This window comes from Pseudomonas sp. MF08875, from assembly GCF_059862525.1.
Genome location: NZ_JCBCUW010000024.1, coordinates 1 through 12979, shown reverse-complemented (window position 1 = coordinate 12979; position 12979 = coordinate 1). Strand labels below are relative to the sequence as shown.

The window sequence follows — 12979 nt, the reverse complement described above, 5'->3', positions numbered from 1 at the left end:
GGCGACAGTTTAGTTGTCGCCCTGAATAGCCGTTCCGAGGCCTGGCCGCTGCTAGCGGACCTGTTTGTGATGCCCACCTTCCAGTTTTCGGTGTCAGCGGCTTTCAATCTGCGCCTGCAACTGGCCGCCAACAATCGAGATTTCTTTGTACTGCTGACCCTCGCGCAGCACGAACAACGCATCCATCCCGCGTGCCTGGGCCAGGCGTGGGCCCTGGGTTTCGCCCAAGACCATCAGCGCCGTGGCCCAGGCATCGGCGAGCATGCACGAGGCCGCCACCACGGTGACGGCGGCGAGCCGATTGCGCAGCGGTGCGCCGGTAGCCGGGTTCATGGTGTGGGCATAGGACTGACCGGCCACGTCCACCCAATGTCGATAGTCCCCGGAGGTCGCGATAGCGGCATCGCTGAGTTCCATCACACCCATCACTTCACGCACGCCGCGGGTGGGCTTTTCCAGGGCCACGGCCCAGCGCCGGCCGTCAGGTTTCATGCCCCGGGCGCGCATCTCGCCATCGATGCCGACCAGGTAGCGGGTGATACCCAAACCCTCCAGGCAACGGCCCAGCTCATCCACGCCAAAACCTTTAGCGATGCCACTCAAATCCAGGTTCAGCGCCGAGCGCTTGCGCACCTGATTGCGTTGCGAGTCAACCACTAGCGCGGCGCTGGACAACACGCGGGGGCTCGGCGCCAGGGTACCGAGCGCTTGCTCCGGGCCCGTCTGCTCCCCAGGGCCGAACCCCCAGGCGTTGACCAGATCACCCACCGCGATGTCGAAGGCGCCGCCGGATTGCTGACTGACGCGCAGTGCAGCAGCCAGCACCGTGGCCAGTTCCTTGGGAACGGGCACCCATTCGTGAGCGGGGGCGGCGTTGAGGTGGTTGAGGTCCGAGCCGGGTTTCCAGGTGGACATTTGTTGGTCCACCCGAGCCACGGCGTGGGCTAGGCGACGGCCAACATCGTCGACATCGATCCCGGCGTTGGCATAAAACAGGGCGGTGTAGCGAGTGCCCATGGTTTCACCGCTCAGGCTGTGGCGCGGCAACTCAGTAGACGTCTTCACGGTAGCGTCCTTGTGCCTTGAGGGTCAGCACATTCAGGTTCAGAGGCGCCAACACCTCATCGAGGGCCTGCATCACGCCTTTGGCCATTTCGCGGCTGCCACACACCAGCACCTGGGCGCCTTTTTCAATCAGTCGGCGCAAGGCCGGCGCATCGCCGATCAGCCGGTCTTGCACATAGCTGTGGTCCTGGCTCTGAGAGAAGGCGGCGCGCAGTGCCGTGAGGCGGTGGTCCGACAAGTATTGGTTAAGCTGCGGCTCGTAGAGAAAGTCCGAGGCCGGGTTGCGCCCACCCCAATACAAGTGCATGGGGTGCCGGGCCTTGTTGTTACGGATAAAACCGGCCAGAGGACCGATGCCGGTGCCGGCGCCGATGAGGATCACCGGGTGGGCGCCCGATGCCGGGCGAAATTGCGGGTTGGGCTGGATAAACGCCTCAATATGCGCGCCGATGCCCAGGCCATGAAGGAACTCCGAGCACAGGCCACCGCTGTGTTTACGCACGCAGATCTCCAGCACGCCGTCCTGGGAGCCGCTGGCCAACGAGTAAAAACGCGGGATCGGGCTGCCGGGGGGCACAATCCCCACCAGGTCGCCGGCCAGAAAGCCCGGCAATTTGCCGCGGGCTTTGAAGCGCAGTATGTGGGTCGGCGCGTTCACCTGTTCGCCATAGACAACCCGCTCTGTCAGTTGCAATTGATGTGTACGCGGCGGCTGCGGGGTGTGAACCAGCAGCAGTTCCTGGCCCAACGCTTCGCCCAGCGCGTGGCCCCAGCGCGCAAACGCCTGAGAGGACTGGCGGTTGACGGTTTCCAGCCCCAGCAAGGGCGAGCCACCGGCCTGGGACATTGCCTCCTGGACCTGATGGGCGTACTGACAGAACTGCGTAAACTGGCGGTCGCCCAGGCCCAGCACGGCAAAGGGCAGGCCGGGCTTGAGGCCGGTCTTGGCCAACCGCGCCAGGAACTGCGAAGCCGAGGCCGGTGCATTGCCGTCTCCGTGGGTCGCGGTGAGGATCAACACCCGTTGGGCAGTGGGGTAGTCGCCCGTCCATTCATTCATCGGCGCGCTATGCACCTGATGGCCACTGCGGCGCAGTGCGTCGTGCAAGGTGTTGGCAAAGCCCCAGGTGCTGTTGTTTTCACTGCCCACCAGAATCACGCTGTCGGCGCAGTGGGCCGGGGTGTTGTGGCGGATAGTCGGGCCAGCCTTGCGGCGGCGCCACCACAACAGGATGCCGGTCACGCTCATCAGCGGCACGCAGAGGGCGCAGAGCCCAAGCAGCAGGCCTAGCCACCAGAGGCCTTCGCCGGTGTGCAACCGAAAGATCAACTCGTAGAGGTTGTGCATCGGGTCGTAGGCTTGATACGACAACAAGGCGCCGCTGGCCTGATCCACGTACCCTTCGCCTTGGGCCGTGCGCAGGGAAAACACATCGCGCGGGTTGCCAGGGCTGGGGAAGACCAGCTCGCGCAGGTCGTTCAGGTCGGTGGCCTGCAACGCTTGCAGCTTCCCTACTGGCAAGGCCGGGCCGGTGCTGACGTGGGCGGGGAAGGCAGGCTCTGGTTGACTGCCGTCGGCGATAAAACCGAAGCCGGTGGCGGACATGTAAAGCCCGCTCAATGCCGACAGCAGCAGCCCGAGCAGTGCCAGGCGCCCGACTTCAGCATGCCAGCGCTGGCTGAAGGTACCCCGCAGTGGCCGCAGCAGGTTGCGCCAGCCGCCCAGGCGCCGGGCCAGCAATAGCGCACCCGACACCGACAGCATCAGCATGAACAGCGCGCCGGCTCCCGATACGCCGTGGCCCGGCGTGCCAAGAAACAGTGAGCGGTGCAGTTCTTTCACCCAACGGGAGAACGGGGAGGGCTCGTATGGGGCGAGGCCTTGGCCGGTCAGTGGGTTGACCGTTTGCGCCCCGGCCTGGCCGTTCTGGTTGTAGTAGACGAGCACCGTGCCGGACGCTGTGCGCTGGATCTGCTCCACGCCCGGAAAGTGGCTGGCAATGCGTCCGGCCAGTTGGCCGACATTGAGTTGCCCAGTAGAAGTGGGCGTGCTTTGCAGGTGCTCCAGGGCCGGCTCGACGGACAGGATCGCGCCGCTGATGGCCAACAGCATGACCAACAGGGCGGCGATCAGGCCAGGTAGGGAATGGAACTGGCGAAGCATGTTCAGCCTCCAGAAATGGCGGGTGCTACAGGTCGTAAGTAAAGGAACTGACGTAGGTATTGCCGGGCGCCGGCTTGCCTGCGCCCTCAGACGTCAAGGGCACGCTGACATCAGCGCGGGCATCGCGTTTGTCTTCGACGGCGCTGTCGATGCGGATCTGATACCCGGCATCAATCAGGGTGTCGGTCAGTTCGACGCTGACTTTGAGCGTGCGCCCGCTGCCGACACTGGCGCCGCTGACCCCGTCGAACTCGCTTGGGTTCATTGCGCTGCCCCGGGCCCAGTCGCCCAGATGCTTGTAGTACTTGGCCTTCTTACCGGCCACCCAAAGGGTTTTTTGGTATTGGCCGTTGGCGTCGGTCACGTAGATCGCCAGGTAAGCTTCATTGCCGCTGTAGTTCTTGAGCTGGGTGGTCAAGGTCACTTCACGGGCCTGGGCCAGGCCCGGCAGGGCAATGGCGCCGGCAAGGCAAGTGGCTGCGATGATCTTTTTCATGGGGGTGTCCTTTTTGATCGTTAGGCCAAGAGCCTGGACCTGCTTGCTGACAGCAACCTGAAGCGCAGGAAAAACTCATCGGCAGGTAAGGCATCACTCGGTGAGCGGGGTGCCGAGGTAATCCCTGGCATCGCCGTCGTCGAGGAAATGGATCTCGAACGTGCGCAGGCGCAGTGAGGCCGGCGAATAGCTGGCTTCGATGGCATTGCCTTTGCGGTCCAACCCCTTGAGCTCGTAACAACCGTCGTCGACCTTGATGCGTTGCACGCTCCAGCCGTATTGCCGCTCTACCTGCTGACGCAGGGTTTCGCGCGGTTGCCAGTCGCTCACCGGGTCGCTGCAATGGTCATCCGCCAGGGCGTAACCACTGAGCAGCAGGCTCAGCAGCGTGGTGTTGGCAATAAAACCTGATTTCATGATCTGTCTCCTGCCGAGGTCGGCGTCAGGGGCGTACCTTAAGGTGCATTCCTGACAACCAGCTGAATCTTCAGATTCACGTCAGGTAAGGCAATTAAGCTGCTGCACGACAACCATCCCAGGAGATGCCAGATGCGGGTTTTATTGGTCGAGGACGCAGCGGGGTTGGGGGAGGCAGTGCGCGAACAGATTGCCGATGATGGCCACGCCGTCGATTGGGTGCAGCGCCTGGAGCATGCGCGCAACAGCGTGCGTACCACGGTGTACGACTTGATCCTTCTGGATCTGATGCTCCCGGATGGCCGGGGGCTGGAATTTTTACGTCAGCAACGCTCGGCAGGGGACGTGACCCCGGTGATTATCCTGACTGCACAGGATCAGATTTCCGATCGTATTGCCGGCCTCAATGCTGGCGCCGACGACTACCTGGTCAAACCGTTCGACTTGTTTGAACTCTCGGCCCGTGTGGCAGCGGTGGCCCGACGTTATAGCGGCAACCCCAATCCGCAGATCAAGCTCGGTGATGTGCAGGTCGACATGAGCGCCCGCACAGTGCAACGGGCCGGCGCGACGGTGGACCTGACGGCGCGGGAGTGGGCGCTGTTCGAGGCTTTTGTGCAACGCCCCAGCGCGTTGCTGTCCAAGTCGCAGTTGGAGGACCGGCTGTATGCCTTCGGCGCCGAAATCGAGAGCAATACCATCGAGGTCTACATCAGCCGGCTGCGTAAAAAACTCGGCCGCGAGCTGATTGAAACCGTGCGGGGCATGGGCTACCGGTTGATGTCCGTATGAAGCCGTCGTCAAGCCTGCAAAAACGTCTCGGCCTGGGTTTGACGTTGGGCACGACCTTGCTGTGGCTGGCGGCGACCGTCGGTGCCTGGCTGGTGGTGCAACATGAATTGAACGAGGTGTTCGACAGCGCGCTGCAAGAGACTGCACAGCGCATCCTGCCCCTGGCCGTGCTGGAAATCAGCAACCGGGAAGACCCCACGCAGGCGCAGCATGTCGCCACCCTGAAAATGCACAAGGAACACCTGACGTACCTAGTGCGCGATGCCAAGGGCCAGGTGCTGATGCAGTCCCACGACGCCAACCCGAAGATCTTCAACCCACACCCTGTCGAAGGCTTTTCAACCACTAAAAAATACCGTTTGTACGGCGCCAGTGCGCTGCGTGAGACGGTGTTCATCGAAGTCGCCGAACCGCTGAAGCACCGCCGTGAAGCAGCGTGGGAAGCGTCGCTTGCCTTGTTGTTGCCCCTACTGGTGCTGATCCCCATCAGCCTGTTAGGCACCTGGATGTTTGTGCGCATCAGCCTGCGCAGCGTATTGGCCTACCGTCGTGCCGTGGAAGCGCGGGGCGTGGGTGATCTGTCGCCGATCAGCGGAGCGCGATTGCCGGCGGAAATCGCGCCACTGGCCGAGGCGGTCAATCATCTACTGGAACGTTTGCGCAAGGCGTTGGAGGCCGAGCGCAGCTTTACGGCCAACAGTGCCCATGAACTGCGCACGCCACTGGCCGCGACCTTGGCGCAGATTCAGCGTTTGCAACACGAAGCGCCCGAGGGCCCGTTGCGGTTACGCGCGGCTAAAATCGAAAGCGCGTTGCGCGAACTGGCTCGGCTCTCGGAAAAACTCATGCAGTTGGCCAAGGCCGAGGGGGGCGGGCTGTTGTCCGAAACGCCCCAGGACCTCATCCCGCTGCTGGCCCATGTGGTCGATGAGTGGTACCACAGCAGTGGGCACCGGATCGAGCTGCACCTGCCAACCCAGACGAGTGTGTACTCGACGATAGACCCGGACGCCTTCGCCATTCTGTTGCGCAACCTGATCGAGAACGCACTCAAGTATGGCGCTGCGGATCAACCAGTCGAAGTCAGCCTCACCCATCAGGCGCTGCTGCGGGTGGTCAATGGTGGTCCGCCGGTGCCCGCGCCGGTGTTGCAGCAACTCACCGAGCGTTTTGTGCGCGGTCACAGTGAAATCAGCGGTTCAGGGCTGGGGTTGGCGATTGCCAAAGCCGTTGTGCAGGGTGTCAACGCGAGAATGAAATTGGTCTCCCCTGCAACAGGGCGACAGGAGGGGTTCGAGGTCTGCGTCTGGTTACCGCTCGCCAAAATCCCAGCCGGTCGCCAGGCTGCGCTTGGCGCTCCCTGCGCGTCGAGAACACCCCCCGAGCGTTGAATTCGTGGCGTGGCACGGGCGGTAAATGAATCACAGGCACGGATCATCCACTGCTTGCGCTCGGCTTCAAGTAACCGCGTGCTGCCTCACCTTGCGACTCAAACCCGGGGTCTTGCCCGTAATGCGCTTGAATGCGCGACTGAAAGCGGCCTGGGAGGTATAGCCCAAGCGCTGCGCCACCTCTTCAATCGGCAGCCTTTCGAGGGTCAGCCACTGGCTTGCAAGCCGCATTCGCAGTTCGGTGACATAGCGCAGCGGGGTCATGCCAATCGTCACTTGAAAGCGGTCCGCGAAGACCGAACGCGAGGTATTGCATTGCTCTGCCAACTGCGCGACGGTCCAGTCGCGGCCCGGTTGTTGATGGAGCGCCAGCAGTGCACCGGCCAAGCGTGGATCGCGCAAGGCGGCGACCAGGCCAGAAGCATTCCCGCAGGCGCACTCCACCCAACCGCGAACGACCATGGCGGCCACCACGTCGGCCAACCGCGCGAGGATACCGGCGAAGCCGACACGGGCGGCACTGACCTCGCGTTCCATGGTGGTCAGGATTGGCACCAGCCCGGGGTAACGCTGGCCGCCGGCATCAATCAGCATGAGGCCCGGCATCAGCCGGCCAAGGCCATGGATACTGCCCAGTTCAAACTCCATGCAACCACTGAACACAAGGGTGCTCGGCGTGGGGCTGGCATCGGTTCCGGTATCCACCGCGCTGACGGTGTCACCTAAGGGCGCGCCGTTTAGACGGTCGATGTCTTGAACAGGCACGTGGGAATGGGAAGACAGTTGATGGGCTGCGCCGTGGGAGATGAACACGGCGTTGCCGGCAGACAGCGCGTAGGTGCTGCCGTCCTCCATTCGCATTAGCGCATGGCCGACGGCCATGAAGTGGAACCAGGCATGCCCAGGTTTTTCCGCGAAACCCAAACCAAAGGTTGGGCCCGTTTGGATACGCCGGTATTCAACGCCACGTAGGCGCATGCCACGCAACAGCTCGTTGATGAGGTCCGAGGAAAGCGCAAACTGATCTGCAGGCATCGTTCAGGTGTTTTAGTCAAAAAGTAGAGACTTTGGATCATAGATCATCCAGTTTTCGGCGCCTAGACTTCGGCTCGCAATGAATATTGGGAGATCCGTGCAATGACTGACTGTGTATGTAACGCCGTGTCCGACCGCCATCCCGGCGTCGGCGCGGATGTAGAGCCTGCGACGCCCGCGTGGATGGCCGTCTTCTCGTTGGCAATGGGTGTGTTTGGATTACTGACCGCTGAGTACCTTCCGGCCAGTTTATTAACGCTGATGGCGACCGACCTGGGAGTGTCCGAATCGCTGGCTGGCCAGGCGGTAACCGTGACCGCCGTGGTGGCGCTGTTCGCTGGCTTGTTGGTGCCAGGCCTGACCCGCGGCATCGACCGCCGTTGGGTGTTGCTGGGTTTTTCCACGCTGATGGTCGCCTCCAATCTGTTGGTCGCCGTTTCCTCCAGCTTCGCGGTGCTGTTGTTGATGCGCATCTTGCTGGGCATTGCCCTTGGCGGGTTCTGGAGCATGGCGGCAGCGGTAGCGATGCGCTTGGTGCCCAGTGCTTTGTTGCCCCGGGCGCTGTCGATCATTTTCAGCGGTATTGCCGTCGGCACGGTTGTTGCTGTGCCGCTGGGCAGCTATCTGGGCGGGCTATATGGCTGGCGCAGCGCGTTCTTTGCAGCGGCGGCGGTCGGCATGGTGACCCTGGCTTTCCAGTCGCTCACTCTGCCGCGCCTCGCGCCGCGCCGGCCGGCACGTCTGCGCACCGTGCTCGAGGTGTTACAGCGCCCAGGCATCGCCATCGGCATGTTCGGTTGTGTGCTGGTGCACAGCGGCCACTTCGCGATGTTCACTTATGTTCGGCCGTTCCTTGAAGGGACTACCGGCATCGGCCCGCAAGGGCTGTCACTGATGCTGCTGGGTTTTGGTGCGGCGAACTTCGTCGGCACGCTGTTGGCCGGCAGGCTGCTGGAGCGCCACCCGCTGGCCACTTTGGTACTGATGCCCGCGCTGGTCGGCGTTGCAGCACTGGCGTTGGTGCTGTTGCCGGCCTCGGTGCCGGGGCAGGCGGCACTGCTGGCGGTCTGGGGCTTGGCCTTTGGTGGTGTGCCGGTGGCGTGGTCGAACTGGGTCGCCAGCTCGGTACCCGATCAGGCGGAAAGCGCCGGAGGCATGGTAGTGGCCTCTGTGCAGTCAGCCATTGCCACCGGCGCGGCCGCTGGCGGTGCAATGTTCAGCCTCAGTGGCAGCGCAGGCGTATTCGTAGCGGCGGCCGTGCTGATGCTGCTCGCCGCGTTGCTGATTGCGTTGCGCGTCCGCGTCCCTTCAGCCTATGACGTTCGCCAGCCCAAGCCCGCGTTGCACCTTTGATCCGGTTTGCCACAGCGCCGCGACTCGTCCGTAATCAGGACTGAAACTGGACGAGTTCTGCGCCTGCCCGACGACGCCTAAAGACTCTCAGGATCGCCAAAAAACATTTTGACTGGGCTCTAGGGCAGTAGTTACAGCCTGAAAAAATAGAATTGTGCCCCCAGTTTTGCCCCCATTTACAACGGGTGTGCGAGCGATCGCGAATGGCGATTTCTGAAGCGGGGCGGGGTGGACGTGGCTGGTATTCAGTGCGCCTCCGTGTACTGGATCAGCAACCCAAGCTGCCTAGAGGTCGGCGCTGATGCGATTTTGACCCAGGTTGCTGATTTTGACTGACCCACACGCTGCCTCCGAGATCACCCGCAAGGTCATCATTTCTTGAGTACTCGAGTGGGTCAATGAATTCCGGTAGCCTGCGTCAAAATCGCATCAGCGCCAACAAGCAGAGGTCTGTCTGCAGCGCCTGCGTAGTCTGTGAGGACTGGGGGGCGATGTGCGCGAGCATGGGGTGCTAGGGGTCGAGTGTTCGAATCACTCCGTCCCGACCATATTTTTCAATGACTTACCCCAATCTGAGAAGGTTGGGATTTTTCATGTCTACAAAATTACTCCCACATTTACTCCCACGGATATTTTGGATCTTGGTAGCTATGCCATCTGAGAGACGGCTGAGTCTCGTGTCCCTGGGCAGCCCTTCAGTGCAGAACCTGAATAGTGAAGGCGAGTGTTAATGAGTTGCCAATTTGGACGGTCCGCAAGGAGCTTCGGGCGAGGGCGATAGGTAGCGCCGCAAGGCGTGGTGAACCCGAAACCTGTAAATACAATAAAGTTCGTATTCTCCGAAGAAAATTTGATCATGGCCTTGGCTGGGGCTTTCGGTTGGTTTTATTGGATGGATGTTCATGATTTTCCCCGTTTGAGTGACTGGTTAGGGGGATGGGAACTCGGGCATTTTTAGCTAGCCATCATTCTCTCATGACTGAATGCCAATATTCGTTTGTGGCCATTCATCAACCGAGCAGAACGAGCAAAGCGCCGTTTGGAAAAAAACTCTGCTGTTATCCCGCTAGTACATGGCGAGCGGATACGTGGTGGCTCACGTATCCGCTCGCAGAACTGCGCGCTCAGCATCCGACGCCGCTTGACCTATAGTTCTAATCGGGCTGAATGTATGTGAGCTAGTCTCTCAATGGGAAGAAGCCATATCGACCGTGTCCCCGATTTTTAGTAAAGTGTTGATAATTTAGCGCCGGGATTACGGACATATTAGGCTCTTGGTTCTCAAAAATTATGATTTGAGAGTCTTTGAAGCTGTCCGCAATATCGCGATAGAAAGCGTATATGAGGTCACCGGAGACTTCGTCGCGCTCGTCATCCGGTAGTTCGTCTCCCTCTTTGTAAGTAGTCAGTGGCGAGTCGAGCACCACGAAGCCAGGATGTCGGCCAGAGAGCTTCAATAGATTCATTAACCCCAGAACAAAGGCAGAGAACGCAACGGCCCGATACCCTTTACCAAAATGACCTCTTGCGCTGCCACCGATAGTGATATCTCTCGTTTTGAAATCGAAGTCCACTGGAAGATAATTTGGGAATCCCCAGCGGCCAAGGATTGACTGAATCTCCGAAACCAGTGGCTTCACGGCGTCTTCAAAGCTATCAGCGGTGTACCCATCTTGTTCCTCCAGCAGAAGAAGGCCCAGCCGTTTCAACTCTTCGGTCAGCTTGGTCTTAGCGGCTACTCGCTCTTCCAGGGCAGTCCAATCATGCTTGATACACGAGGAAAGTTCCTTGAGGTCACTGACGGCCTGTACTGAATCCTGGAGCTCTGAGGCTATCTGTTTCTCCAATGTAGCAATGGCGGCTTTCGAGGACTGCGCGCTGGAGGTGTTTCGTTCAATTGCCGCAGACAGGGAGCCCTGAGCTTCCGAAAGCTCATGAATATTCTTCGAAATGCGATCGAGCTCGAAGGAAACACCCTTCCGGATGTCATCTACATCAGATGTACACGTGTCAGAGTCGAATTTGTTACCGCAGGTGGGACAGAGCACCGTATCAGAAGCATCAAGCAGGGTTGCCGCTTGTTCAATTCCAACTAGTCGTTGCCGGTCTGATTCATACTTTTGGCCAAGCATGCTGAATCGGCTTAGGAGCGCCTTATCCTCAGAAACTTTGATTTCGGCCACCTCTAGCTCTGAGATGCGCCGTGCTTTCTGTTCAAAAAGATCACCACTTGATTCGAAAGCACTTTTCAATTCGGCCTCGGCCAAGCCCAATCGAACAGTCACTTGGCTTTTGAAGGAGTCCAGCCTTTGAAGCTCTTGAAGTTGAGCGCCGTCATCATCCGGATAGAATTTCCTTACAACTTCTTCAACGGCATCCACCTTGTGCTTCAATAAAACTTTTGAAGCCAAATCCCTCTTTGCACCCTTCACCGCAGAATCGTCCTGCCCTGTGAGCAGTAATTTCAATATTGATTTCTCTTTGGTTTTTTCCGAATTCTGGCCGGTGCCCAGCGGTGAATAATCAGCAACGATCCTTGACTCATCAATCAGAAGAGTCTTTTCAAAATCACGAAATGAAAAAGAGCTGCTATTCAGTGATTCGGCGCCTGAAAGCAATAACTTCCCATCGAGTCCCATCTTGCGCAAAAAATGGCTGGATATGGTATCTGTTCTTTTTGCACTGTGCTTTGCGCCTAGAATTGAAACTATTCCATTTTCATCTACCAGAGTGGCTTTCGCGTTCGTTACTAACGGCCGCTCTAGGGTAAAGATACTTCCATCATCGTTTTCAAACTTGAGTTTAACGGAGGTATAGCCCCTCGAAAGAGCGATTGGCTTTGGCGGTTCGGTCGCACCCAAAGCAAACTTGATACATTGAACAATATAAGACTTGCCCGTGTCAGACCCGCCTTGAACGACATTGGCACCTTTCGTGAAATAAACAGAAGCATCCGGGAGTTCAGGGCCACTAACAACAACACTTTCAATAAACATCAGATCACCCTGTCAATTTTATAAATAGTGCTGCGCTGAGCCGTGAGGTGGTCAAAATTCGCGTCAACCCACGAAACCCGACGCCGAAAATCAGTGTGATAATCAGAAGAGAGCTTGCCGGCGAAATCACTGCCTTCCTTGGTTGTATAATATCGAACGCCAAGTTCATCCACTTGGGAGCTAACTAGTCCTTTCGAAGTGAAGAGCTTTATGGCAGCCGGGAAAATTTCACGCCTTCTAACAAGTTCAGCTAGACGATTCACCAATACCGGATGCAGGCTTGGTTCACCTTGAAAGTCACCACTATAAATAGACGCATAGTCAAAATATACAAGGTCGTCCAGATCAAGTTTCCGACCAAGCCCGGCAAGCAAAAGAACGATTCTCGCTCCGACTTCTATAGAGCTATTAAACACATCCCTGGAATTCATGAACTATCTCCTGACCCACTTAATTTTTTTATCATTCACCAGTTGATGACACAGCCCTTTCCGATCGGAGGGCCGGATGTAGTGAACAAGCGGATGGGAATCATATGGAACATTAACCGCCTGGGTGCTTACTTGAAGAAATCGCTCATATCCATTTTTGTGATCCTGGCGCAATACACTATGCAAACTTTCATAGCAATCATCTTTGAGCTCCCGATAACAACCTTCGGGAAATGCGTCCCGTGAAAACACCTCTAAAGATTCGGCACTGAAGAAGTTGATCCTGGCCCGCTCAAGATCCTCTGCATAGTCACTGCTCAAAGCGTCCGCATGTGAATATTCTTTTCCATCAACATCGGAAAAAGCATGCAGAAGAGCTTCGATATAAATCTTTTCATTATCCCCGACTAATTCAGGAATATTTTGTTTCAATTGCGGGCGTTTTAGATGATAACTACCAAAACGTGCTGAGTGGTACGGTGTCTTCTGATGTTTGTCGACTAATTCCTGGGCAGACATTTCGTCAATAAAGGAGAAGTCGATAGTATTCAGATAATTCAGTAAAGCACCCTCAAGCAGGATCGACTCTGTCTTTGTGATTTTGTCACGACACTCCATATCCCACCGCTGTATGATCTCCGTCTTGATGCGAGACTTATTGACCAGCATATCAATGCAATCAGAGCTACAGCCTTTCGGTGTGACAAAACGACCTGAATTCAACACATAAGTGCAACGCTCACCCCTGTATGCACTTCGTACGGCGTCTTCCAGCCCAAGCGCTTGCGCGGGCGTAGATTGATCCTCGCTACTGTCCGATTGACGGCTTCGACGGTCAG

General features: G+C 58.2%; 11 protein-coding genes and 1 pseudogene. 3 read left to right on the top strand and 9 right to left on the bottom strand.

Features of this window, described 5'->3' with window-relative positions; all coding sequences use genetic code 11:
- Window positions 1-93: 93 nt before the first annotated feature.
- The 4 genes from AC19YT_RS15505 to AC19YT_RS15490 form a co-directional block, all read right to left on the bottom strand.
- The gene (locus AC19YT_RS15505; protein WP_500610558.1) at window positions 94-1065 is read right to left on the bottom strand and encodes an FAD:protein FMN transferase; all 972 of its coding nucleotides are present in this window, start codon (window positions 1063-1065) and stop codon (window positions 94-96) included.
- Window positions 1049-3229, bottom strand: a complete 2181-nt coding sequence (locus AC19YT_RS15500) for a PepSY domain-containing protein (RefSeq protein ID WP_500610557.1) — start codon at window positions 3227-3229, stop codon at window positions 1049-1051. Before AC19YT_RS15500 ends, AC19YT_RS15505 begins: the two co-directional genes overlap by 17 nt.
- Before the next feature lie 25 nt (window positions 3230-3254).
- The gene (locus AC19YT_RS15495; RefSeq protein WP_500610556.1) at window positions 3255-3725 is read right to left on the bottom strand and encodes a DUF2271 domain-containing protein; all 471 of its coding nucleotides are present in this window, start codon (window positions 3723-3725) and stop codon (window positions 3255-3257) included.
- Between the two features lie 93 nt (window positions 3726-3818).
- Window positions 3819-4142: a PepSY domain-containing protein gene (locus AC19YT_RS15490; RefSeq protein ID WP_095109757.1), complete on the bottom strand. Its 324-nt coding sequence runs from the start codon at window positions 4140-4142 to the stop codon at window positions 3819-3821.
- Window positions 4143-4274: 132 nt separating this feature from the next.
- On the opposite strand from AC19YT_RS15490, the gene AC19YT_RS15485 reads away from it, so the two are divergent.
- On the top strand, window positions 4275-4934 hold the full coding sequence (locus tag AC19YT_RS15485) for a response regulator transcription factor (protein ID WP_500600002.1): 660 nt from the start codon (window positions 4275-4277) through the stop codon (window positions 4932-4934).
- Window positions 4931-6325 (top strand): sensor histidine kinase, encoded by a 1395-nt coding sequence (locus AC19YT_RS15480; RefSeq protein WP_500610555.1) that lies wholly within the window; start codon window positions 4931-4933, stop codon window positions 6323-6325. The genes AC19YT_RS15485 and AC19YT_RS15480 overlap by 4 nt, the downstream gene beginning before the upstream one ends.
- A gap of 66 nt (window positions 6326-6391) precedes the next feature.
- Here AC19YT_RS15480 and AC19YT_RS15475 read toward each other — a convergent pair whose 3' ends face one another.
- Window positions 6392-7360 carry an AraC family transcriptional regulator gene (locus tag AC19YT_RS15475; RefSeq protein ID WP_500610554.1) on the bottom strand — a complete coding sequence of 323 codons (969 nt, stop codon included), beginning with the start codon at window positions 7358-7360 and terminating at the stop codon, window positions 6392-6394.
- 102 nt (window positions 7361-7462) lie between these two features.
- Here AC19YT_RS15475 and AC19YT_RS15470 point away from each other — a divergent pair, with 102 nt between their 5' ends.
- Window positions 7463-8713, top strand: coding sequence for an MFS transporter (locus AC19YT_RS15470; protein ID WP_095109753.1), 1251 nt, complete (start codon window positions 7463-7465; stop codon window positions 8711-8713).
- Between the two features lie 1178 nt (window positions 8714-9891).
- Here the strand turns inward: AC19YT_RS15470 and AC19YT_RS15465 are convergent.
- The 4 genes and pseudogenes from AC19YT_RS15465 to AC19YT_RS15450 form a co-directional block, all read right to left on the bottom strand.
- On the bottom strand, window positions 9892-11709 hold the full coding sequence (locus AC19YT_RS15465; RefSeq protein WP_096144582.1) for a hypothetical protein: 1818 nt from the start codon (window positions 11707-11709) through the stop codon (window positions 9892-9894).
- A complete protein-coding gene (locus AC19YT_RS15460) occupies window positions 11709-12140 on the bottom strand; it encodes an ABC-three component system middle component 2 (protein ID WP_096144583.1) in 432 nt (143 codons plus the stop codon). Before AC19YT_RS15460 ends, AC19YT_RS15465 begins: the two co-directional genes overlap by 1 nt.
- 3 nt (window positions 12141-12143) lie before the next feature.
- Entirely contained in the window at window positions 12144-12659 is a 516-nt protein-coding gene (locus AC19YT_RS15455; protein ID WP_500610592.1) for an ABC-three component system protein, read from the bottom strand.
- 200 nt (window positions 12660-12859) lie between these two features.
- Window positions 12860-12979, bottom strand: a pseudogene (locus AC19YT_RS15450) (IS30 family transposase); the annotation flags it as partial.

What these genes read in the sequence shown, in the direction of transcription:
- AC19YT_RS15490 (WP_095109757.1), bottom strand. Translation starts at nt 4,142, where the DNA reads ATGAAATCAGGTTTTATTGCCAACACCACGCTGCTGAGCCTGCTGCTC.
- AC19YT_RS15485 (WP_500600002.1), top strand. Translation starts at nt 4,275, where the DNA reads ATGCGGGTTTTATTGGTCGAGGACGCAGCGGGGTTGGGGGAGGCAGTG.
- AC19YT_RS15475 (WP_500610554.1), bottom strand. Translation starts at nt 7,360, where the DNA reads ATGCCTGCAGATCAGTTTGCGCTTTCCTCGGACCTCATCAACGAGCTG.
- AC19YT_RS15470 (WP_095109753.1), top strand. Translation starts at nt 7,463, where the DNA reads ATGACTGACTGTGTATGTAACGCCGTGTCCGACCGCCATCCCGGCGTC.
- AC19YT_RS15495 (WP_500610556.1), bottom strand. Translation starts at nt 3,725, where the DNA reads ATGAAAAAGATCATCGCAGCCACTTGCCTTGCCGGCGCCATTGCCCTG.
- AC19YT_RS15460 (WP_096144583.1), bottom strand. Translation starts at nt 12,140, where the DNA reads ATGAATTCCAGGGATGTGTTTAATAGCTCTATAGAAGTCGGAGCGAGA.
- AC19YT_RS15480 (WP_500610555.1), top strand. Translation starts at nt 4,931, where the DNA reads ATGAAGCCGTCGTCAAGCCTGCAAAAACGTCTCGGCCTGGGTTTGACG.
- AC19YT_RS15500 (WP_500610557.1), bottom strand. Translation starts at nt 3,229, where the DNA reads ATGCTTCGCCAGTTCCATTCCCTACCTGGCCTGATCGCCGCCCTGTTG.
- AC19YT_RS15455 (WP_500610592.1), bottom strand. Translation starts at nt 12,659, where the DNA reads ATGTCTGCCCAGGAATTAGTCGACAAACATCAGAAGACACCGTACCAC.
- AC19YT_RS15465 (WP_096144582.1), bottom strand. Translation starts at nt 11,709, where the DNA reads ATGTTTATTGAAAGTGTTGTTGTTAGTGGCCCTGAACTCCCGGATGCT.